At 34.8% G+C, this 22,720-nt stretch carries 24 protein-coding genes; 6 read left to right on the top strand and 18 right to left on the bottom strand.

The features are described from left to right. Positions 1–56: 56 nt before the first annotated feature. Positions 57–1,853, bottom strand: coding sequence for a translational GTPase TypA (gene typA, locus ABWH96_RS07220; RefSeq protein WP_375580800.1), 1,797 nt, complete (start codon positions 1,851–1,853; stop codon positions 57–59). Between the two features lie 707 nt (positions 1,854–2,560). Here typA and ABWH96_RS07215 point away from each other — a divergent pair. After that, positions 2,561–3,631: an IS110 family transposase gene (locus ABWH96_RS07215; RefSeq protein WP_375580261.1), complete on the top strand. Its 1,071-nt coding sequence runs from the start codon at positions 2,561–2,563 to the stop codon at positions 3,629–3,631. Between the two features lie 374 nt (positions 3,632–4,005). On the opposite strand, the gene ABWH96_RS07210 is transcribed toward ABWH96_RS07215, so the two are convergent. From ABWH96_RS07210 to ABWH96_RS07175, 8 genes are all read right to left on the bottom strand, one after another. Then, positions 4,006–4,761: a LytR/AlgR family response regulator transcription factor gene (locus ABWH96_RS07210; RefSeq protein ID WP_375580799.1), complete on the bottom strand. Its 756-nt coding sequence runs from the start codon at positions 4,759–4,761 to the stop codon at positions 4,006–4,008. Continuing rightward, entirely contained in the window at positions 4,758–5,654 is an 897-nt protein-coding gene (locus ABWH96_RS07205) for a sensor histidine kinase (protein ID WP_375580798.1), read from the bottom strand. Before ABWH96_RS07205 ends, ABWH96_RS07210 begins: the two co-directional genes overlap by 4 nt. 306 nt (positions 5,655–5,960) lie before the next feature. Beyond that, complete coding sequence (locus tag ABWH96_RS07200) at positions 5,961–6,611, bottom strand: hypothetical protein (RefSeq protein ID WP_375580797.1); 651 nt, start codon at positions 6,609–6,611, stop codon at positions 5,961–5,963. A gap of 102 nt (positions 6,612–6,713) precedes the next feature. Beyond that, positions 6,714–8,864: a carboxypeptidase-like regulatory domain-containing protein gene (locus tag ABWH96_RS07195; protein ID WP_375580796.1), complete on the bottom strand. Its 2,151-nt coding sequence runs from the start codon at positions 8,862–8,864 to the stop codon at positions 6,714–6,716. 306 nt (positions 8,865–9,170) lie between these two features. Continuing rightward, the gene (locus ABWH96_RS07190; protein ID WP_375580795.1) at positions 9,171–9,401 is read right to left on the bottom strand and encodes a hypothetical protein; all 231 of its coding nucleotides are present in this window, start codon (positions 9,399–9,401) and stop codon (positions 9,171–9,173) included. Position 9,402: 1 nt separating this feature from the next. Further along, positions 9,403–9,702: a thioredoxin gene (gene trxA / locus ABWH96_RS07185; RefSeq protein ID WP_375580794.1), complete on the bottom strand. Its 300-nt coding sequence runs from the start codon at positions 9,700–9,702 to the stop codon at positions 9,403–9,405. A 6-nt stretch (positions 9,703–9,708) separates the two neighbouring features. After that, positions 9,709–9,906, bottom strand: a complete 198-nt coding sequence (locus tag ABWH96_RS07180; protein WP_375580793.1) for a heavy-metal-associated domain-containing protein — start codon at positions 9,904–9,906, stop codon at positions 9,709–9,711. A 6-nt stretch (positions 9,907–9,912) separates the two neighbouring features. Beyond that, complete coding sequence (locus ABWH96_RS07175; protein WP_375580792.1) at positions 9,913–10,224, bottom strand: rhodanese-like domain-containing protein; 312 nt, start codon at positions 10,222–10,224, stop codon at positions 9,913–9,915. A 144-nt stretch (positions 10,225–10,368) separates the two neighbouring features. Between ABWH96_RS07175 and ABWH96_RS07170 the strand changes: the two genes are divergently transcribed. Together ABWH96_RS07170 and ABWH96_RS07165 are read left to right on the top strand one after the other, a co-directional pair. Beyond that, positions 10,369–10,710, top strand: coding sequence for a hypothetical protein (locus ABWH96_RS07170; RefSeq protein ID WP_375580791.1), 342 nt, complete (start codon positions 10,369–10,371; stop codon positions 10,708–10,710). Positions 10,711–10,729: 19 nt separating this feature from the next. Next, a complete protein-coding gene (locus ABWH96_RS07165) occupies positions 10,730–11,086 on the top strand; it encodes a hypothetical protein (RefSeq protein WP_375580790.1) in 357 nt (118 codons plus the stop codon). Positions 11,087–11,123: 37 nt separating this feature from the next. Here the strand turns inward: ABWH96_RS07165 and ABWH96_RS07160 are convergent, their stop codons facing one another. From ABWH96_RS07160 to ABWH96_RS07140, 5 genes are all read right to left on the bottom strand, one after another. Further along, a complete protein-coding gene (locus ABWH96_RS07160; RefSeq protein ID WP_375580789.1) occupies positions 11,124–12,608 on the bottom strand; it encodes a M28 family peptidase in 1,485 nt (494 codons plus the stop codon). A 17-nt stretch (positions 12,609–12,625) separates the two neighbouring features. After that, a complete protein-coding gene (locus ABWH96_RS07155) occupies positions 12,626–13,522 on the bottom strand; it encodes a bile acid:sodium symporter family protein (RefSeq protein WP_375580788.1) in 897 nt (298 codons plus the stop codon). A gap of 395 nt (positions 13,523–13,917) precedes the next feature. Continuing rightward, a complete protein-coding gene (locus tag ABWH96_RS07150) occupies positions 13,918–14,988 on the bottom strand; it encodes an IS110 family transposase (protein ID WP_375580787.1) in 1,071 nt (356 codons plus the stop codon). 300 nt (positions 14,989–15,288) lie between these two features. Further along, positions 15,289–16,323, bottom strand: a complete 1,035-nt coding sequence (locus ABWH96_RS07145; RefSeq protein ID WP_375580786.1) for a quinone-dependent dihydroorotate dehydrogenase — start codon at positions 16,321–16,323, stop codon at positions 15,289–15,291. A gap of 170 nt (positions 16,324–16,493) precedes the next feature. Beyond that, the gene (locus tag ABWH96_RS07140) at positions 16,494–16,796 is read right to left on the bottom strand and encodes a DUF3276 family protein (RefSeq protein WP_013453622.1); all 303 of its coding nucleotides are present in this window, start codon (positions 16,794–16,796) and stop codon (positions 16,494–16,496) included. 135 nt (positions 16,797–16,931) lie between these two features. Between ABWH96_RS07140 and ABWH96_RS07135 the strand changes: the two genes are divergently transcribed. The 3 genes from ABWH96_RS07135 to ABWH96_RS07125 all read left to right on the top strand — a co-directional run bounded on the left by ABWH96_RS07135 (position 16,932) and on the right by ABWH96_RS07125 (position 19,210). Then, positions 16,932–17,837 (top strand): DUF58 domain-containing protein, encoded by a 906-nt coding sequence (locus ABWH96_RS07135; protein WP_375580785.1) that lies wholly within the window; start codon positions 16,932–16,934, stop codon positions 17,835–17,837. 75 nt (positions 17,838–17,912) lie between these two features. Continuing rightward, positions 17,913–18,500 carry a riboflavin synthase gene (locus tag ABWH96_RS07130; protein ID WP_375580784.1) on the top strand — a complete coding sequence of 196 codons (588 nt, stop codon included), beginning with the start codon at positions 17,913–17,915 and terminating at the stop codon, positions 18,498–18,500. An 11-nt stretch (positions 18,501–18,511) separates the two neighbouring features. Continuing rightward, positions 18,512–19,210: a LytR/AlgR family response regulator transcription factor gene (locus ABWH96_RS07125; RefSeq protein WP_375580783.1), complete on the top strand. Its 699-nt coding sequence runs from the start codon at positions 18,512–18,514 to the stop codon at positions 19,208–19,210. Here the strand turns inward: ABWH96_RS07125 and ABWH96_RS07120 are convergent. The 4 genes from ABWH96_RS07120 to ribD all read right to left on the bottom strand — a co-directional run bounded on the left by ABWH96_RS07120 (position 19,184) and on the right by ribD (position 22,712). Then, entirely contained in the window at positions 19,184–19,759 is a 576-nt protein-coding gene (locus tag ABWH96_RS07120) for a phosphatase PAP2 family protein (protein ID WP_375580782.1), read from the bottom strand. The two genes, ABWH96_RS07125 and ABWH96_RS07120, sit on opposite strands and share 27 nt — an antisense overlap. Before the next feature lie 53 nt (positions 19,760–19,812). Next, complete coding sequence (gene hemF / locus ABWH96_RS07115) at positions 19,813–20,730, bottom strand: oxygen-dependent coproporphyrinogen oxidase (protein ID WP_375580781.1); 918 nt, start codon at positions 20,728–20,730, stop codon at positions 19,813–19,815. A 412-nt stretch (positions 20,731–21,142) separates the two neighbouring features. Continuing rightward, the gene (locus tag ABWH96_RS07110; protein WP_375580780.1) at positions 21,143–21,625 is read right to left on the bottom strand and encodes a GAF domain-containing protein; all 483 of its coding nucleotides are present in this window, start codon (positions 21,623–21,625) and stop codon (positions 21,143–21,145) included. A 13-nt stretch (positions 21,626–21,638) separates the two neighbouring features. Next, positions 21,639–22,712, bottom strand: a complete 1,074-nt coding sequence (ribD, locus tag ABWH96_RS07105) for a bifunctional diaminohydroxyphosphoribosylaminopyrimidine deaminase/5-amino-6-(5-phosphoribosylamino)uracil reductase RibD (protein ID WP_375580779.1) — start codon at positions 22,710–22,712, stop codon at positions 21,639–21,641. Positions 22,713–22,720: the final 8 nt, after the last annotated feature.

Raw genomic sequence — 22,720 nt, 5'->3', positions numbered from 1 at the left:
GCCGGCTTTAACCGGCTTTTCCCTTTTAATAATATGTTTTATATCAAGACTTGTCTTTATTTCGACATTCTTTTACGCTCGTTTTCATCAAGGTAGATTTTACGCATCCTGATGCTCTTTGGAGTAACTTCCAAATATTCATCTTTCTGAATAAATTCCATGGCTTCTTCTAATGAGAAATTGATTTTTGGAGCAATTCTCACTGCATCATCACTACCTGATTTACGCATATTGGTTAACTGCTTTCCCTTATTGATATTTACATCCAGATCATTATCTCTAGAGTGTTGTCCAATAACCTGACCTTTGTAGATCACATCACCTGGTTCAACAAAGAATACACCTCTGTCTTGTAATCTATTGATCGCAAATGCTGTAGAAGCTCCTTCCTCCATGGAAATTAATGAGCCTTTATTCCTTTCCGGAATATGTCCCTTATATGGAGCATATTCTTTATATCGATGATTCATTACAGCTTCTCCAGCTGTGGCGGTCATCATGTTATTTCTTAGTCCTATTATACCTCGAGCAGGAATTTCAAATTCCAAATGCTGAACATCACCTCTCGGCTCCATTACTAACAATTCACCTTTTCTTTGGGTCACTAACTCAATGGCTTTACCTGAAACATCATCTGGCACATCAATAACCATATGCTCAATTGGCTCACAACGAACGCCATCAATTTCTTTATATAGTACTTGTGGCTGACCTACTTGCAATTCATAGCCTTCCCTTCTCATGGTTTCAATCAAAACAGATAAGTGCAAAATACCTCTGCCGTAAACCAAGAATCGGTCTTCGGAATCTGTAGACTCTACACGCAAAGCCAAGTTTTTCTCAGTCTCTTTCATCAAACGATCACGCAAATGACGAGAAGTTACAAATTTACCTTCCTTACCAAAGAATGGAGAGTTGTTGATAGTGAAAAGCATACTCATGGTAGGCTCATCGATAGCAATTCTTGGTAATGGCTCTGGATTTTCAGGATCAGTTACAGTATCTCCAATATCAAAACCCTCTAAACCAATGATTGCACAAAGATCTCCTGAATGTACTTCCTCCACTCTTTTTCTAGCTAAGCCTTCGAAAGTATGCAATTCTTTGATTCTCATTTTCTTAACAGAACCGTCTTTTTTACAAAGACCAATTTGCATACCTTCTTTCAACGTACCTTGGTACAATCTTCCAATTGCAATTCGCCCTACGAAAGATGAATAATCCAAAGATACAATCTGTAATTTCGGTATCCCTTCTTTAACAGGTGCTGCAGGGATTGTTTTAATGATTTCATCCAAAAGTGGGAAAACATTATCCGTCTGTTCTTTCCAATCAGTGCTCATCCAACCGTTTTTACTTGAACCGTAAATGGTTTGAAAGTCTAACTGATCTTCAGTAGCGTCTAAGTTGAACATTAAATCGAAAACTTGCTCGTGCACTTCATCAGGACGACAGTTTTCCTTATCCACTTTATTGACTACAACTATTGGCTTTAAGCCTAAGTCTAATGCTTTTCCTAATACAAAACGCGTTTGTGGCATTGGTCCTTCAAAGGCATCTACCAATAGTAATACACCATCAGCCATCTTCAATACTCGCTCCACTTCACCACCAAAATCGGAGTGACCAGGAGTATCAATAATATTAATTTTAACACCGTTATAAGTAACGGAAACGTTTTTACTCAAAATGGTAATTCCACGCTCTCTTTCCAGATCATTATTATCCAAAATTAATTCGTCTGATTCCGTTCCTTCACGAAATTCTTGACAAGCATAGATAATTTTGTCAACCAAAGTAGTTTTACCGTGGTCAACGTGGGCAATAATCGCCACATTTCTAATTTCTGACATCTAAATAATATAAATAAATTAACTGATATTCAATTAGTTAAGACATTTACAAAAAACCTATAACTAATCAAGTTGCAAAGGTAAGTAAAATAGTTTGGGCGATAATACTTTTAGAAATAAATTAATGATTCGGTAATGGAAGATTTATATAACAGCCAAAGGCTGTGGGGGATTAACCACAGAGTTGCGCTAAGACTTACACTGAGAACACAGAGGAAAATACAGCTAAAGCTAATTTTTAATAACCGCAAAAAATTCAAGAGAAAACAAAAGGACAGCCGAAGGCTGTGAAGGGTTAACCACAAAGTTGCGCTAAGTTTTACACTAAGTTTCACTGAGGGAATAACAGCTAAGGCTTAGTTAGTGGGAGCTATTATATCTAAATTTGAATAATCAATTAGATATTTCTAATTCAATCAAGATTACTCCTTTGTGAAGCTTAGTGAAATCTTCATGATCTCGTATGTTCAAGAATTATTAAAAATATAAGTATTTTTAATAAAGCAATTAGGCAAAGTGAGAGCAGTATTTGTGAACAAACAAGCTAAGAGCTATGTTCTCGCAAAGATATTCCTCACTTTGTTTTTACTCTTTTTAAATTCCGAACCAGAATCAAAAGAATTTCATCAATTGAAATATCTTGTATTAACACGAGACAGGAGCCAGAAGAGTATCTTATTGCTATTGTGGAACTAAACTTTAAAGCCATGAAAGTACTTAGACAATGCTGTGGAATCGATGTTTCAATGGATGCTCTGGATGTTGTTTTGATTACCCTCCAAGAGGATTTTGAATTAAAAATTGTATCAAGTGGTCAGTTTGCCAATACCAAAAGGGATATTAAGAAATTGATGAATTGGGTTAAAAGACATCAACTTAATGATCTTCCTCTTCAAGTAGTCATGGAAGCAACAGGTGTTTATCATGAGCAATTGGCTTACGCGCTTTACGATAATGGTTTTGAACTTGCCGTTGTTCTGCCCAACAAAGTAGCTAATTATTGCCGTAGCACTGATGTGAGGCGCATAGACGATAAAATCAGTGCAAGGCACATCGCTGAATTTGGTTTATTAAAAAAGATAGACAACTGGACAAAACCAGATGCCTCTTTATTGAAATTAAAAGGTCTGAGCAGAGAACGAGAGCAATTACTCAATGAAAGAACCAGGGCCAAGAACCAACAACATGCCAAAGAACACATGGCAGAAGTCGATAAGTTTACATTAAAAAGAGCCAAGCAACACATTAAGTTCTTGGATAAGCTGATTGACCAAATAGAAACTCAAATGAAAGACATAGTCGATCAAACCCCATGGTTAAAAAAGAAAATTAATTACATATGCTCCCTAAAAGGAGTTGGCTTTATTACAGCAACCATTGTAATAGCAGAAACAAATGGCTTTAACCTTATCAGAAACAGCCGTCAATTGGTATGTTATGCCGGTTATGACATCAACAACAAACAATCTGGAACATCGGTTAACACCAAAGCTAGAATTTCCCACAAAGGAAATAAACATATTAGAAAAGCACTCTACTTCCCAGCATTAACGGCAGTCCAACATGATGAGCCATTAAGTAATTTTTATAACCGCTTGTTTGATAGACAAAAAATTAAAATGAAAAGTTATGTGGCCGTGCAAAGGAAATTGCTGATACTAATTTATACGCTATGGAAAAAAGAAGAAAGATATAATCCAGAATATTACAAGGATAAATTTTTATTAGAGCAGCCCCGAGAGGCCGCCCTAACCGAGCTGGATCAAGTCCGCTCTTGATTTGTTTTCCTAATTGTAAATTTAATGAAAAATCATTTGGTTTTCAACACAGAATCTTTGTGGTTAAAAAATTGTAGCCTTTGGCTACCAAATATCTTTGAGGTCCCCACGCTGTTTAAATGCATCAATCATCCCCCTAGTTGGTGCGAGCTTCCTAGCTCGTAGCATGAAAAAGATAGCGAAAAGTATTAAAGTACGAGTTACAAGCTCGCACTAACTATTATACCTATATCATGGACAATCAATTGGGTATTTCTTATTCAATCAGGATTAATCCTTTGTGAAGCTTTGTGAAATCTCCATGAGCTTTGTGGTAAAATAATGTAGCCCTTGGCTACTATATATTTTTGCGGTTCGCAAGCTGGCTAAATCTATCAATCATCCAGCCATTCTTTAAACTTGGCAACTTTTTCCCGGCTGATAAGAATGTCATTATCATCGCAATCTTTAAGTTTGATTTTCAAGCGGCTGTTGGAATAGCTCAGGACTTGATCTATAGACTCAAAAGAAGCTATATACTTTCTATTTAACCTAAAAAATGATTTCGGATCAAGCATCTCCTCAATTTGGTCGAGTGTATAATCCAAAATATATCTTTTGCCAGCTTCTTTTGTTTGCATAAAAGTGGTTCTTTCTGCACTAAAAAAATAGGCCACTTCATCAGTTGGAATACTCTGAATCTTCTCTCCTATCTTCACCATAAACCTGCTTTTATAATGAACTTCTTGCGGTTTCAGTAATTGTTGAATTTGACTTAAATCCAATTGTGGTTGAAATTGCTGGTTTTTGAATTTCAAAATTGCCTTTTCTAATTCTTCAGGATCGATTGGTTTTAAGAGATAGTCTATTGAATTTAGCTTAAATGCTTTGATGGCAAACTGATCATATGCTGTGGTGAATATAATGGGACTTTTGATTTCCACCTTTTCAAATATTTCAAAACTTTGACCATCAGCTAATTCAATATCACAAAAAATCAAATCTGGTTTAGGTTCATTTTGCAACCATTTCACAGCTGAGGAGACACTATCTAAATGACCAAAAATATCAGCCTCAGGCAAATATTTAGCTATGAGCTGTTTCATTCTGGCAGCTGCCGGTCTTTCATCTTCTATAATTAGAACTCTCATTTCTTTAAAATAAGTAAAGGAAGTGTAACGCTAAATTCAGTTTCAGTCTTAGAAATTTCAGGCATTTTATCACTCATCAACTCATATCGCCTTTTTATATTTTCTAACCCGATGCCATTACTTTCTATCTCATTCGTACTTTTTGGTTGGAAATTATTACTCACTACTAAAATATCTCTTTTTTGATGGATTTTGATTTTAAGAGGATGCTCCATACTTACAATATTATGTTTGATAGCATTTTCCAGTAAAAGCTGTAAAGAAAGTGGCGGCAAGTAAAAATTATCAATATGCTCTGTTTTGATATCATAAATTAGGTTTTCTTCAAACCTTATTTTTTGCAAACTCAGGTAGTTTTGTGCAAAGCCAATTTCATCTGCCAGACTTACAAGTTCTTCCTGTTGAACATCCAACACATAGCGGTAAATTTTAGACAACTGCTGAATAAATGATGCCGATTTATCCGCATTTTCATAAACCAAATTGGTCAATACATTTAATGAGTTAAATAAAAAATGTGGGTTGAGCTGATTTTTAAGAGATTGATATTGCCCTGCCAGCTTTTCAGTTCTTAATTGTTCAGCTTCTATTGCTGCATTTCGCCATTCATAAAGCCATGATCTTGCTGTGAAAACTGAAATCAGGACTAAAGCAATACCGACAGGGAGAATAGTGTATTCTGTCATTGGTAGCCAGTCAATTGTTTTGAAAGTTGCTTCCGAATCAAAAAATAAACGACCGATCACAGAAAGAATGTAACTTACCACAAATGAGTAAAACAAGTAGATAAGCAAAGTTAATAACAGACGCTTTACAGGAAACTTCACCCAGCTCATTCCCTTATCAAAATAATCCTCCACCATAAAGCCTCCAAAGCTTAAGGCAGATGACATAAAAAAAGAAAAGACAAAGTCAGGGATAACCTGCACCAAAAGATCCCGACTTAAAAAACACTTTGGGCAGAAAAAAACCATAAGCACAAACGCAATACTCAAATTAAGCAAAATAAATTTTCCCAATTTGATATATAGAGACTTTCGTTTTAAGAGCTTTGTATAAGGCATTTGAGTTGGATTAATTAATCAAGGTAAAATACCAAGTCCTAAACTACTCATAAATTTAATGAGGTACATTTTAGAACTTGGATTTCTGTTGTGATCTCTTAATAAATAAAGTTAAATAATTTTAGTAATGAACAATTACTGACACTGCTGAGTCATTTTTTCAGCCATATCTTTCCCCCATTTAGGCGCTAAAGGGTTTTCATTGACATAACTGGCTTCTAGTTCAAAAAGCTGTAAGCTCTTTTTCGCCATTCCGCAAGCTTTTTCAGGACCTGTACCAAAAAACTTAGCTGTTCCTTGCTCCATTTGCGCCATTAAAATCATAGCTCTAGGATTTTCAGAATCATAAGAAAGTGCTTTTCCAAAAGTGCTCATTACCAAACCCGACATTTGTTGCCCACGGCTTGCAGGATCAGCTGCCAGTTCACCCATTAAAGCGTAGCCTTTCATAGCCACTAATTCAGAATTCTCTCCGTTTTCTTCAACTGCTTTATCAATTAGGTCTTGAGCTTGTTTAAAAAAAGCATCTTTTTCTTTAATTCCTTCAGTCCTGAATCCAGCATTAGTCAGTGCAAATGCAGCATAATATTTAGGCAGCCATTCATTGGTATTCATCTCCCCTATTCGGGCAAAAGCATTAGCTACATTTTGAAAATCTTCAGGAGATTTGGCTTCATCAAATTGTTGCAATTGTGTTTTCATGGCTTCTACATAAGAAGAATCGTTAGCCATTAAATTTAGTAATCCAATAAAGGTAATTGCGATTGTTAAAATGTACTTTTTCATATGATTATTATTTAGTTTTTACTTTGCCATATGGAATCTCGCATACGAAAATCATCTTTCTATAGGACTTTTTTGAAATGCTCGATTTCATAATTTTTAGATTTATAAGTTGTTTAATTGATTTGCTGTTTTGTCCTTTGAAAGGGTTAAGAAGATTCCCATAAATAAGAATCGGGGTGCACCTTGTGTAACTGGCATTCCTGGAACTAATCCTGTATCATTGCTTTCAGGAGCATATTGATAGCCGAAAATATTATCTCGACCCAACACATTGCTACATGCAAAATGAATGATGAGGTTAGGCTTTGGTAAGTAACTCCAGCTTAAGCTCAAATCCTGAAAGCTTTTGGTTTTGGCATTTTGTTCTCCAGCTAAATTTGGATTGGTATAAGCATATCCATCATTAAAACTGAATGACATTCCCAACTGTGATTGTAAAGCTGATACAAAATGCTTAGCTACTATAGATGCATTATGCTTTGGAGCAAAACCAGGCTGTACCTTAGTTTCAAATGAATCAAATTTTCTTTTAGAATCCACAAAACTATAGGTCACCCAGAAATCCGTTTCTTTAATGGATTTTCGATCTCGATAAAAGAAATCCATCCCTTTTGCAAAACCATTTCCGCTAAGTGTGACATCTTCAGGAGCTAATTCCGATCCATTAAAAGTAATTAAGTTGTCATAAGATTTATGAAAAGCTTCAGCTCGAAATGTCCTGCCATTTTTGGAAATAAAATAGTTTAGAATGAAGTGCTCGGCTTCTGTATTTCCTAAGCTATTGTTGATCACCCTAAATTTCGCAAGTGGAAGCTGGCTAAAAGTGCCATAAGCAAATGACATTTGTCCTTCATGCTCAAATTTGTAGGAAACTGATGCTCTAGGATCCACCCAAAACTCATCACTAAGAACACTGTAGCCTGATCTTAATCCACCACGAAAAATCAATTGATTACTCAAATAATAATCTGACTCAACAAATACATTATAACGTTGATCTAGAAAATCCCTGCTCAAGCCTTCATCAACCAGAGTTTCTTCAAATATTGACCAGGTGCTTTCTATTCCTGATTTTAAAGAAATAGCATCTGAGAAATCTTTGATAGCCACACCCTTGGCATGAACCAATCTACTTTGTTGGAGAATATTTTGTCCACCCAAATTAAATTGATCTATGTTGTCAGAATAAGAAATTCCACCAGTGTAACTCCAGTTATTTTCCCCAATCAGTTTGATGTTACTTTGTGCGTAGGTATAATCATTTTTAATTCCAATTAGATTCCCTCTTCCAGTATCACCTGGCTTATGTTGCCATAATTTCAAACCATTAGATTCCTTTTGAAAATAGGCTTTTAATATTCCCCCATTCCCTACTTTTTGATTAGCTGCAAGGGAAACATCCCAACCGTATGGAGCGCGTTCCCAATCAAAGTTTTGCTTAATTAGTGATTGATAAGGCGCAAGATCAAAATAATTAGCTGAGGCCGTTAGACTATTATTCTTACCCACCAAGGTTTGTGTATAACCACCTCCCAAAGACATAATGCTGATATCTCCTTGACTACGAAGCGGAATATCTACAGTGTTTAATGCAAGAGCTGATGAAAGGGCTTGACCGTATTCAGCCGAATAGCCACCCGTACTAAAAAAAGAACCTTTGAAAAGATTTGGGCTAAATCGAGTTCGAGTAGGTACATTAGAAGCTGTAGTTCCAAAGGCATTTCCAACTTGTAGACCATCAATAAAAATGGCCGTTTCAGAGGCATCTCCTCCTCTGACAAATAATCGTCCATCATTGCCAACTGTAGAAGTGCCAGGCAAGGTTTGAAAAGCTCCAATAATATCCCCCATTGCGCTGGGTGTAGTCACAATATCCAGTGGTTTAAGCACTACGGCTTTGTTTTCATCAGATGCTTCCATAGCTCCAGCTGTAATAGTTACCGCATTTAACTGATCGATCGCTTCTTTGAGTTGAATTTCCAATTCGATTGGATCTCCATTCAACTCAATAGGAAATTCTTGATTTTTATAACCAACTGATTGTGCAACTAAAAATTGACTGCCTTTTGCCGAAGTTTTAAAAGAGAAGTAGCCATTTGCATTTGTGGAAGTACCATCATATGTATTTTTAATATAGACACTCACGCCTGGCAGACTGTCTCCTTTAGTTGAAGTTACAAAGCCCGAGATAAGGTTTTGAGCCTCTGCCCGAACACTTGCGATTAAAATAAATATGATGAATAACTTTTTCATGGTGCTGATAATTGTTGCTCTATGCACCAAATGTGGAGTAGTTTTCTGCTTTAATAAATTAAAGTTGACTGAAGTGTAGGATTAGTAGGATGAAGTGTAAGGAATAAAGGATAGAATTATCAGCGCAATTTTCTTTAGTTTTTGTATCTAAATTTAGGAGTGCTATTACATTAAAATAATAGAAGATCAAAACAATCTAATTATTGAGTAGATTGGAAATTAGGAATTAAAATAGGGGATATTTTCAAAAGGAAATAGGATTAAACATTATTAAAAGGCTCACCTAAAATAAGCCTCTTAATAATTTCAAGAACTTTGTTTTTTAAGAGATTTAACTAGCATTTCTATCAATCGATAGGCTAAAAACACCCATGGTGCTCCGTGCATTAATAAGTCAAAATAATCTCCAACCTGCATTCCTTCACCTCCACCCATTATCCAACGAATTTTCCCGAAAAAATGAGGCTCAGGGAAAAACGGAGCCAATCCTAAAGTAAGGACTGCCAAAATGGGAAGTAACAATTTATTTTGTTTCATATCAATTGCTCAAATTACTTATTTGAGACATGATTGTATTGGGCTGTACAACTCCTGCCTGTCTCCATTTTATTTGCCCATTTTGAAATAAAATTAAAGTAGGGATACTTTGCACTTGATATTTAGCCGATGCTTGTTGATTTTTATCCACATCTACTTTAATCACCTTCACTTTTCCCTTCATTTTTTGAGCCACTTCTTCTAAATAAGGTGCCATCATCTTACAAGGCCCACACCAATCGGCATAAAAATCGACCAAAACAGGGGTTTCACTTTTTATTAAATCTCCAAAACTTGCCATAAGTTATCAGTTTGCTGGATAACCCAAGCTATCCAATTTATCTTTTACTTTATCCACTGAAGTTTTGCCATCACTTTCAAATTCCAGTTTGCCAGTTGGAATATCAATATTCTTCACATCAATACCTTCCAGTTCAGACAATCCGTTTTTAATAGCATCTACACAACCTCCACACTTTACGTTTTTTACCTCTAAAGCTTCCATTTCAAATTATGATTTAGAGTATTCGTTCCAAGCTTGAATTCCGCCATCCAAATTGTAAAGTTTATCAAAGCCATTGCTAGCCATAAAGCCACAAGCTGTACTGCTTCTGTTACCACTTCTGCAATAAACCAAATAAGTTTTATCTTTATCCAGTCCTTTAATATCCTCTGCAAAAGTAGGCCCCATGATATTGATTACTTTTGCGCCTTCAATAAATCCTTCCACCTTTTCCTCAGGTGATCGAACATCTATAATTTCAGTATTTGACTCCTTTGACAGCTTATCAAATTCTTCAGGACTAATGTTTTTATGATTCATAATGATAATTTAAAAGTTGTATATTTCTTTTCACAAAGATACGGTTTTTGCGCAGCCTTTGTTTGTAACTAGAGTTACAATTATCAAAATCACTTAAAACTTCCAACCTATTAGATGGTAAAAGAGTCTTTTAATTAAAAAACTATGAAAGTTACATTTCTAAGCCTAATTCTATTTCTGTCCATTATGGGATGTAAAGAAAACACGAACAACGATTTGGAAACTGAAGTCATAAAAGTCACGCTTGAAGGAACAGAACCATATCAATATGAAATTGCTGATGCTATTCCAACAGAAGGTGGGTATGAAATCAGAAAGCAAGCTAACAATTACCAAATAAGCGAAATGAATTGGGGGACGTACAATTTTCAAGCAAAAGAAGGCTTTAGAGGTTCTGAAACCGTAGAGATTTTTTTATCGACTAGTATTGGAGATGATAACTTTACAGATCAGAAAAAATGGGTTTTTGAAATTAAAGTGAAATAAATTACTTAAAAATAACAAAATGAAACTTCAATTATTGATTGTTTCCCTTTCCTTATTTTTTGTTAGTTGTAAGGAAGAAAGTATAGACAGCGATGTTGAAACTGAAGTTATTGAAGTCACACTTGAGGGAACTGAATTATATGAATATAGCTTTGGTAGTACTTTTCCTGCAGAAGGTGGGCGTAGTATTAGAAAACAAGCTAAAAAATATCAAATCAGTGAGATAAAATTAATAGAAAAAGAATTGCTATTTCGATTCAGAGCTAAAGAAGGTTTCAAGGGGTCTCAAACTGTGGAGATTATAGAAAGAGGCAGTATTGGGGACAACAATTTCAAAGATTATTATAGATGGATATTTGAATTTGAAATAGAATAACTTCCTGAAATTTTCATTCAGGAAGTTATTGCATTTATTATTTACCATAAAGCGACTTACCTGCTTCATAATATTTATCGCCCTCAGTCCAGAATGGAGTTTCCTCATCATTTGCAATCAGTCGAGCTGATAGAACAAAAGCTCTGAAAAACTGCTCCATATAATCATAGTCTATGCTTTCAGGATTATCAGATTGCTGATGGTAATATTTCCCGATTTCTGCATCAAAAGCCGTGAATCCTAAACTAAAAGTCGGGGCAGGAATTCCTTTTTTAGCAAAATTCACATTATCACTTCTGTCAAAAAGTCCTTGCTCACCAGCTGGATAATCAATCGCTTTAAGTCCAAATGTTTCGGATGCTTTTTTGATATGCTTTCCAGCTGTTGTTCTTTCTAAGCCAATAATTGTAGCTAAACTTGTATCATTATAACCACCATTATCACTATTAAAGCAATACACCATTTGATCTAATGGTAAAAGCGGATTTTCAACATAATATTTACTTCCTAACAAACCTTTCTCTTCGGCTGTAAAAAGTATAAATAATGCCGAACGCTTGGTTGGATTTTTAGCAATGCTCTCAGCCGCACTCATAACCGTTACTACACCCACGGCATTATCCCTAGCACCATTGTATATAGAATCACCTTCTGCATTTGGTTTTCCTATTCCTAAGTGGTCATAATGAGCAGAATAGATGATAAATTCATCTTTTAACTCAGGATCTATTCCTTCTACCATTCCTACCACATTTTTAGAAGGCATTGGCAATTGCATGGCTTCCCCAATAGTGATGGTCAATTCAGGATTTTTCCTTGTATCCAGTTTATCAAGCCATTGTTTTTCGCCATCATTTACCCAAAGTTTGAAGAAACTATCTCCTTTATCTTCTGATTTAAAACCTATGGAAGAACCTCTTCCTATAAAGCCTTTAAAAGTGTTCCAGTTATCAGGATTATCGGTATGTAATTCAATTATGCCTACAGCCCCAGCTTCTTTTGCCAAAGATGATTTTTTACCACTTGCTTGGTAAACAAATCTATAATCCTGATTATCCTCTTGCCCTGCTAATACTACCGCAATTTTACCTTCAATTTTCTTGTTATCGAAATCTTCTTCTGTTCCGTAATTAAGAAAAACATAATCAGATTTTAACTCAACACTTGAACCTTCCACTCGCACTAAATTTTCCGCAGCTACAGCTTCATTGCCAACTTGTAGCGCATAAGCCTCTGGTGCAACATTTTTCACCAAAGGAACTTCTTGAAAATATCCTTCAGTCGCACCTTCAACTGGAGATACTCCATACCGCTGAAAAGTGGTAGAAATATATCGAGCGGCAACATCAATTCCTGGAGTTCCAGTTTCTCTTCCACCTAATTCATCAGATGCCAGAAAGTAAATATGTCCTTCAATCGTACTTTTTTTAATGGTATTTTCCACCAATTCGACTTGATCTTGTGCTACAACCCAAAGGGAAGTCAGCATCAAAGCACTAATAATCCATAATTTTTTAGTCATGTTCGATAATTTTAGATTTATGATAAAGATAGTTCTTTTAAAGCCTCCTCCGAATTTTGTTTTTTGGAAATCAGAATAACTACAGCAGCGGTCACAAACATCAATAAGCTGTAAATTGCAGCGGGTACTGCCATTTGGGTATTATTCAATATTGCTGGACTTAAAGCCAATGCTATTGCTAATGTTCCGTTTTGTATACCAGTTTCAATTGCAATAGAGCTTCTTTGTCTTTTATTCAGACCAAAAAGTTTACCCAAAATAAAGCCCATCAATAATGCTGATAAATTTAAAATAATGGCTGCTACTCCTGCTTGCTCAAAATAAGGAATGATATTTTCTCTTTCCTTTAAAATAGCTGCTAACAAAATAAGGATAAAGAAGAAGGTTGAAATTATATTCATTGCCTTTTCAGACTTTAAGGCAAAATGAGGACGCTTTTTCTTAATAATCATTCCTATGACTACTGGAAAAATAGTTACTAAGAAAATCTGAATAAATGTTTTAAAGAAAGGAAGTGTGATAGCCTTTTCACCAGTCATATAATAAGCCAAGGCAATATTCAATAAAATTGGAATGCTGAAATTAGTAATGATACTACTAATAGCCGTTAAGCTTATAGATAAGGCTAAATCTGCTTTCGCTAAATGGGAGATTAAATTAGATGTTGCTCCACCGGGACAAAGTGAAATTAATATCAATCCTACAGCCAATTCTGGAATAGTGAAAAATAAAGCAGCTAATCCGAAGCCAATTAAAGGTAATAAAATCAGTTGACTGATCAATCCAATAACAGCTGCTTTAGGATAGAGCGCAACTTTTTTAAAATCATTAAGAGTGAGCGTCATTCCCATTCCCAACATGATGATCCCTAAAGCTAAAGGAAGAAATATAGCAGTTACAGCACTTTGTTCCATGATAGTCAGTTTTTGGTACGTAAAATGCTGAATTATTTTCTTTTCTGCAATATTAGGAGCTGATACAATTTAGAAATTGAACTTCTTTTAAGGCTATTAAGATTAATGATTGATAAAAAAATTACTTTTGATAATTCAATCAAAAAAGGTCACTGTCTTTTTAAAAATAGTTAACTATTTTTAAAAAGACTCATAAAAGCAGGAGCACTAAGGGTTATTCTCTTCTAGCCTCCGGCTAGTGGAAATTACTATCGCCTCGGGCGAAATCGATTGATTCTTGATGAAAGCAACATAAATCTGTTTCCTGTGCCGAGGCACAAGTAACCATCACTAGCCGGAGATTCTGTGTTGAAAACCAAATGATTTTTCATTAAATTTACAATTAGGAAAACAAATCAAGAGCGGACTTGATCCAGCTCGGTTAGGGCGGCCTCTCGGGGCTGCTCTAATAAAAATTTATCCTTGTAATATTCTGGATTATATCTTTCTTCTTTTTTCCATAGCGTATAAATTAGTATCAGCAATTTCCTTTGCACGGCCACATAACTTTTCATTTTAATTTTTTGCCTTTCAAATAAGCGATTATAAAAATTACTTGATTGTTCGTCATTTTGAACTGCCGTTAAAGCTGGGAAGTAAAGTGCTTTTCTAATATGTTTATTTCCTTTGTGAGAGATGCGAGGTTTAGTGTTAACTGATGTGCCTGATTGTTTGTTGTTGACATCATAACCGGCATAACATACCAATTGACGACTGTTTCTGATAAGGTTAAAGCCATTTGTTTCTGCTATTACAATGGTTGCTGTAATAAAACCAACTCCTTTTAGGGAGCATATGTATTCAATTTTCTTTTTTAACCATGGGGTTTGACCGACTATTTCTTTCATCTGAGTTTCTACTTGGTCAATCAGCTTATCCAAGAACTTAATGTGTTGCTTGGCTCTCTTTAATGTAAACTTATCGACTTCTGCCATGTGTTCTTTGGCATGTTGTTGGTTCTTGGCCCTGGTTCTTTCATTGAGTAATTGCTCTCTTTCTCTGCTCAGGCCTTTTAATTTCAATAAAGAGACATCCGGTTTTGTCCAGTTGTCAATCTTTTTTAATAAACCAAATTCAGCAATGTGTCTAGCACTGATTTTATCGTCTATGCGCCTCACATCGGTACTACGGCAATAATTAGCTACTTTGTTCGGCAGAACAACAGCAAGTTCAAAACCATTATCGTAAAGCGTGTAAGCCAATTGCTCATGATAAACACCGGTTGCTTCCATGACAACTTGAAGTGGGAGATCATTAAGTTGATGTCTTTTAACCCAATTCATCAATTTCTTGATATCCTTTTTGGTATTGGCAAACTGACCACTTGATACAGTTTTAAATTCAAAATCCTCTTGCAGGGTCATCAGAACGATATCCAGCGTATCCATTGAAACATCGATTCCACAGCATTGTCTAAGTACTTTCATGGCTTTAAAATTTAGTTAAACATCAGCAATAAGATACTCTTATGGATCCTGTCTCGTGTTAATGCAAGATATTTCAATTGATGAAATTCTTTAGATTCTAGTTCGGATTTTACAAAGAGTAAAAACAAGGCGAGGATTATCTCCGGCTCAACATAGCTCATGGCTTGTTTAGGCAAGCGCGTTACTCTCCACCTTGTCCAATTGCTTTATTAAAAATACTAATTACTTTTAAGAATTGTAAACATACGAGGCTAGCGATAGAGTAGTTTCTTTAAATTGTATTAATAGTTAATAAATAGCTTACAATTTCTGAAGAATAGCCTTGTTGATTTTTTTAATCAAGGCAGGCCCTTCATAAATAAAACCAGAATATAGTTGCACTAAACTTGCTCCAGCCTCTAGCTTCTCTAGAGCATCTTCAGAAGACATAATTCCACCAACTCCAATGATTGGAAATGCCGCATTGGACTTATCATGTAAATACCGAATCACTTCTGTGGCTCTTTTCCCTAAAGGTTTTCCGCTCAAACCACCATTCCCTATTTCCTCAATAGTTGATTCTGGAGTTTTCAATCCGTCACGACTTATGGTGGTATTGGTCGCAATAACACCATCAATTTTCGTCTCACTCACAATATCAATGATATCATCCAATTGTTGATTCGTTAAATCAGGAGCAATTTTTAATAATATTGGTTTTGTCTTTTCTTGCCTTTTATTGAGCTCCATTAAGTGATTTAACAACTGCATTAGAGGCTCCTTTTCCTGCAATTCACGTAAACCAGGGGTGTTTGGTGAACTTACATTCACTACAAAATAATCAACAAAAGGATAGAGTTGAAGGAAACATTTTTCATAATCATTGAAGGCTTCATCATTAGGTGTTACTTTATTTTTACCGATGTTCCCGCCAATAATGACTTTACTTTTCCTTTTCTTCAATCTTTTAATTGCAGCTTCTATTCCTTGATTATTAAATCCCATTCGATTGATAATTCCGCTGTCCTGCTGTAATCGGAATAATCTTGGTTGAGGATTTCCAGGCTGAGCTTTTGGAGTGATGGTTCCTATTTCAATAAAGCCAAATCCTAAAGAAGCTAATTCATCAATGAGTTTTGCATCTTTATCAAATCCAGCTGCCAAACCTACAGGATTAGGAAATTTTAAACCAAACAATTCTCTCTCCAGCTGAGCAGATTTTACTTTAAATAAGCTTCTATTAATAGATTTTACTCCAGGGATATTGAAGAAAAATTTTGCTAAAGAAAAGGTGAAATGGTGGGCTTTTTCAGCAGATAACTGAAACAATAAGGGTCTAATAATGGATTTATACATCAAATAAAAGTTCAGAAATTCGGAATTCTTTTAAGCAACTCAAAGTTCTGACATAGAATTTATAAATCCTTGTATTTGATTGAAAATTACTTTCAAATAAATTAAAAGAAGAGATAAAGCTCCGCAAAGTAAATAGGAGCTTTAAAATTTATAAAAATTTAAGATTAAAATTAATCCCAGCTTAAATCATCATCTTCATCTCTGTCGAATTGAGTGAAGTCGAATTCTGGCATTAAATCAGTTTTGATATGCTCAACACTTTCATTTAATGCATTTACGAATTTGTTAAAATCTTCCTTATACAAGAATATTTTGTGCTTCTCAAAAGTAAACCCGTCATCTTTAGGTTTTCTTTTGCTTTCGGTAATGGTTAAATAATAATCATTAGCTTTCGTTGTTCTTACATCAAAAAAATAAGTTCTCTTTCCTGCCCTTACTCTCTTTGAAAATAATTCTTCCTGTTCTCTTTCCATAAACTCTTTCACTACTCTTTCTAAATGTTGTTTTTTTATTATTTGGCTTAAATATAGTATAAACACTTACACTTTTGCAAATTGACCTTATTAAATTGCCAAAACATAAATTAAATAAATAAGTATTTAAAATAGATGGATATATCATTAGAAAACCTTCCTGAGATACCTTCACTGGATTTATTAGCTAAACAGCTGGTTGAAGGATTCATTACGGGCATGCATAAATCCCCTTTTCATGGTTTCTCTGTAGAATTTGCAGAGCATAGATTATACAATACTGGAGAAAGTACTCGGCATATTGATTGGAAAGTTTATGCCAAAACGGATAGGCTTTATACCAAGCGATATGATGAGGAAACGAATTTAAGAGCTTATATCTTGTTGGATAATAGCTCTTCTATGTATTACCCAACTCAAAATAATGGGAAGATTCGATTTAGTATTTTAGCAGCTTCCACTCTAGCCTATTTATTACAAAGACAAAGAGATGCAGTTGGTTTAATTTCCTTTTCAGATAAAATAGATGTTTTTACTGAAGCTAAATCAACCAGAGCTCATCTTCAAAACATTTTTGTGCACCTTCAACATATTTTACAGCAAGACCAACAGCATAAAAGCACTGAGATAAGCCAAAGTCTACATATTGTAGCGGAAAAAATTCATAAGCGTTCTTTAGTCATTATTTTTAGCGATTTGATGACTAAACCAGAACAACTAGAAGAGTTTTTTAAATCTATTCAGCATGTTAAACACCGAAAACATGAAGTATTATTCTTTCAGGTAAATGAACCTTCTACCGAGCTTGATTTTGAATTGGAAGACAGGCCTTATGTTATAGAAGATTTAGAAAGTGGTCAAAAAATGAAATTAAATCCTTCACAAATTAAAGAAACGTATCATAAAAAGGTAGATGAATATTATAAGCAGATTGCCTTAAAATGCCATCAATATAAAGTAGATTTAACCAGAATTGATATAAATGATAATATTCAAAAAGTATTAGCAGAATTTCTGATCAAGAGGAATAAGATGAATTGAACTCATTCAGATTATTCTAAACTATTTGGATATAAAGCAGTTTTTCAATCCATTTACATTTATTAATATTACATAATGTTTACAGGAATTATAGAATCATTAGGAGAAATCAAATCAGCTGAAAAAGAAGGTAGTAATCTAAAACTGACCATTAAAAGTGACATCTCTAATGAATTAAAAATAGATCAAAGTATTTCGCATAATGGCGTTTGCCTTACCGTTACCGAATTACATCTAGACGCTCACACTGTTGTAGCTGTGAATGAAACTTTACAAAAATCATCTATCGGAAATTTAAAAGAGGGTGATTTTGTGAATCTTGAGCGATGCATGATTATGAACGGCAGATTAGATGGCCATATAGTTCAAGGGCATGTAGATGGAAAAGGGAAATGTCTCAACATAAAAGATGAAAATGGAAGCTGGATTTTCGATTTTTTTTATGATTCAAGAGAAAATGTTTTGGTAGAAAAAGGTTCCATTTGCATAAATGGTGTGAGCCTAACTTGTTTCGATGTTTCGGATGAAAAATTTAGCGTAGCCATAATTCCCTACACTTTTGAGCACACAAACTTCAAAAAAATGAAAAAAAACGATGAAGTGAACTTAGAATTCGATATAATTGGGAAATATGTACATAAACTAATAAATAAAACTAACTAACCAACTACACTATGGCTTCAGAATTGAATTGCATGATAGTGGATGACGATCCAATATTCAGACAATATATTTCTAAACAAATCAAAGAAACTAATGGGCTAAAATTAGTTACAGAGGCTGAAAGTGCCGCAAATGCTCTTGATTTATTAGAAGAACATGAGGTTGATATTATTTTCCTAGATGTGCAAATGCCTGAAATGACGGGTATTGAATTGACACAACGCTTAAATAATGGCTATGAAGTAATTTTAGTGACAGCAAATGATAGCTACGCAGTTGATGCTTTTGAACAAAAAGTTACTGATTATTTAGTTAAACCATTTGAATATGAAAGGTTTTCTCAGGCCATATCAAAAGCTCAAAAGAACATTGAAGCCTTTCGTAAAAAGAAAAATATTATTGAACATATTTTCATCAAAAGCGATGGGAAAATTGTTCACTTGAGATTACAAGATGTATTATTTGTAGAGGCATTAGCGGATTATGTGGTAATCAATACAGAAGCAAAAAAATATATCGTACACCACACTATGAAGGGTGTGGAGAAAAAGCTTCCCGTTCACAGGTTTGTTCGTGTACATAGATCTTTTATTGTAAATATTGAAAAGATCGATTACATAGAAGATTTAACGGTACACATCAAGGCGAAATCTATTCCAATTGGAGCTTCTTACAAAGAAACTTTATACAATACTATGAATTTTCTCTAAGTGATTAGGGAAAATTCTTTTGTATAATTGGTAGGTAATTAAAGCTGCTAACAATCCCAATATAGCACCTACAATGATATCTCCTGGATAATGTACTCCAACATATATTCTTGAGTAAGATACTACCACAGCCCAAGCAATCATCCATTTAGCGTAAACATTACGGTAAATGAATAACAGAAAAAATGCCAATGCAAAAGTATTGGATGCATGGCTAGAAGCAAAGCCGTATTTACCTCCACAACCTTTTACTAAATGTACCAAATCCTTAATAGCAGGTTCATGACAAGGTCGAAATCGCTCAAAAAAGGGTTTAAAAAAACCTGATGCAGCTTGATCAGCTAAAGTGATTAATAATGCAAAAGCCAAAATCATTGACCAACTCTGCCACTTTAGTTTCCTAATGACTAAGAACAAAATCAATACATATAAAGGAATCCAGATATTTCTTCCAGTAATGGCCAACATTATTGGATCTAACCAATCAGCATGTAAACCATTTAGCCATAAAAAAAATTGTTGGTCGAGTTCAATTAAGGATTCAAGCATTCTTAAAAATTTCAGGAAATTAACGGATAACTAACAAATGACCTAATAAGAGCTTATAGAATATTTACCCAATCAACCTCTTTTTTCAATAAAGCTGCGGTTTCCTTCTCAAAATCCTTTTCGGCCTGATAATCATAAGCCCAATTGGCTTGGGGTGGCATGCTCATTAAAATAGATTCTGTTCTGCCGTTTGTTTGCAAACCGAATTTAGTTCCTCTGTCCCAAACTAAATTAAACTCCACATATCTTCCTCTTCTGAGAAACTGCCATTTTTTATGTTCATCAGAAAAGTTTTTATCCTTATTAATTTCCATTAAATGGCTGTAAACGGGGGCAAATAGATTTCCAATATCCTGCACAAAGGCAAAAATTTCTTCCTTGCTATGCTTTTCATTATCAGAAAGTCGATCAAAGAAAATACCTCCTACTCCTCGGGTTTCATTTCGGTGCGGTAAATAAAAATAGTCATCTGCCCATTTTTTAAATTTGGGATAATAGTCCATATCATGTTTATCGCAAACCTTTTTAATTTCCTGATGGAAATATTGAGCTTGTGATTTATCAATAATATGGGGCGTTAAATCTATCCCGCCACCAAACCAGTAAGTACCATTACTTAATTCAAAATAACGGACATTCATGTGGATGATAGGAACCATAGGATTGAAAGGATGCATCACTATGGAAACTCCCGTGGCAAAAAAACTTAAATCATCAGACTGATTAGCATCTATTTCCAATGTTTTCAACAATCCTTCAGGGGCTGGCCCTTCTACAGCCGAAAAATTCACTCCTGCCTTTTCTAATATATTACCATTTTGCAATAAACGGGATTTACCTCCACCACCTTTGACGTGTCTCCAATCATCTATTTCAAAATTACCTTTGCCGTCAGTGGCAGAAATCTTATCGCAAATATCCGCTTGTAATTCTTGAAAAAAATGTCCTATGGATGCTTTATCAGTATTCATTAAATAAGTCTTATATAGATTCTAAAATTAAATTGTACAAACGATAGTCATTTGATTCTCCTTTTCAAATAGACATAAATGATTCTCATGTAATTACCTCAATGCTATTAAGTTAAGCTTTGATGTCACATCTTTCACCGAAATTCTAAAAAAATAACCTTGGTTATTTTCTTATGAGTTCTCTTGTCTCTTTTGTGGTTAAGAAAGAATGGTGGTAATCTGCAACAACCTTAGCAAATTCCAACCACGACCTGTCCCGCATTTATCGGGAAGAGATACAAAACCCTGCCTGCCGCAGGCAGGGAAAAACAACCTCTCCCGACCACTCGGGAAAGTTCTTTCGCTTTAGCGAAAATCATGTTAAGGAAATTTCCTTAACTTAATTGCATTGTAATTGATTAATAGGCTCTATTCATAAAAATTTAGAAACCGTTTTCATTAATTCTTCCAAGTACTTTTTATCGATTTCATCAAAAGTATTGAGTTCATCACTATCAATATCCAAAACCAATGCTACTTCATTATTTTTAAAGCCTGGTACTACTATTTCAGATTTAGAGGCTGAACTACATGCAATATGCCCAGGAAAGGCTTCTACATCATCCACTACAATCGTTTTAGCATCAGCCCAAACTGATCCACATACGCCTTTTCCTTTTTGAATGCGAGTACAAGCTATCGGTCCCTGAAATGGTCCTAATACCAATTCTCCATTTTTCACTATATAAAACCCAATCCAGAAATAGCCAAAAGCCTCTTTCAATGCAGCAGTGATATTAGCTAAATTCGCCACCACATCTTCTTCCCCCTCCACTAAAGCATTTATCTGTGGAATTAGTGCTTTGTATTTTTCTTCTTTGGATGCATTGACATCAATTAATAATGATTCTGACATATTATTAAGATTATTAGATTAATGATTTTAGACTACTAGTTGTATTATAATAAATTGATAAAACATCAGTCTGCTTATTTTCTTGAATATTTTCTTGGCAAACGAGTTGATGGTCTTTTAGTTCCGCTGCTTTAATACCTTGTTCAAAGCTTACAGGAGAAGTAAATATTCGAGCTTCATCCCATAGACCAGCATCAATAAAGGACTGAATAGTTTTTGAACCACCTTCTACTAAAACGGATTGAATTTTTTCTTGATGGAGATAGTTCATCATTTCCTGTAAAAAATTATCTTGTTTTAATTGAATAGATTCTACGCCTTGCATTTCCCATTTTTGATCTTTAGAATGAAATAAAATGGTCTTTTGTTCACCATCAAATATTTTTAAGTCTTCGCTTAAAGCTAATTGATGATCAATCACCAACCGAATAGGGTTTTTTCCTGACCATTCACGTGCTGTTAATTGGGGATTATCATATTGAGCAGTATTTTTCCCTATCAAAATAGTATCAATCTCTGTGCGCCATTTATGCACTAATTGCCTGGACAAGGGGTTACTAATCCATTTAGATTCAAAATTTTCCCTTGCAATAAAACCATCTGAAGTTTGTGCCCATTTTAAAATTATGTAAGGACGCTTATTCTGCATAAAAGTAAAGAAAGCTCTGTTGAGTGCGAGGCATTCTTTCTCTAAGACTGCAGTTTCCACTTCAATACCAGCTTTTTTTAAGATTTTTATTCCTTTTCCTGCCACTAATGGATTTGGATCAACTGCTCCAATCACTACTCTTTTCAGCTGTTTTTCTACCAATAATTCTGCGCAGGGTGGAGTTTTCCCATAATGAGCACAGGGTTCTAAGGTAACATAGGCAGTGGCAAATTTTAATAGATCATCATTTTTGACAGAGCGAATCGCCAAAACTTCCGCATGAGGTTCACCAGCTTTCTGATGCCAGCCCTCTCCTATTATTTTCCCATCCAAGACAATTACACAACCTACCATGGGATTAGGGCTAACGCTTGCTTTGCCGAAACCAGCCAATTGCAAGGCACGTTGCATAAATAATTCATCTTGTTTGCTCATCATTGGCAAAA

The sequence above is a fragment of the Marivirga tractuosa genome (assembly GCF_042140215.1).
In the GTDB taxonomy this organism is placed as follows: Bacteria; Bacteroidota; Bacteroidia; order Cytophagales; family Cyclobacteriaceae; genus Marivirga; species Marivirga tractuosa_A.
The sequence above is the reverse complement of the archived record's forward strand: the minus strand, read 5'-3'. Positions and strand labels throughout refer to the sequence as shown.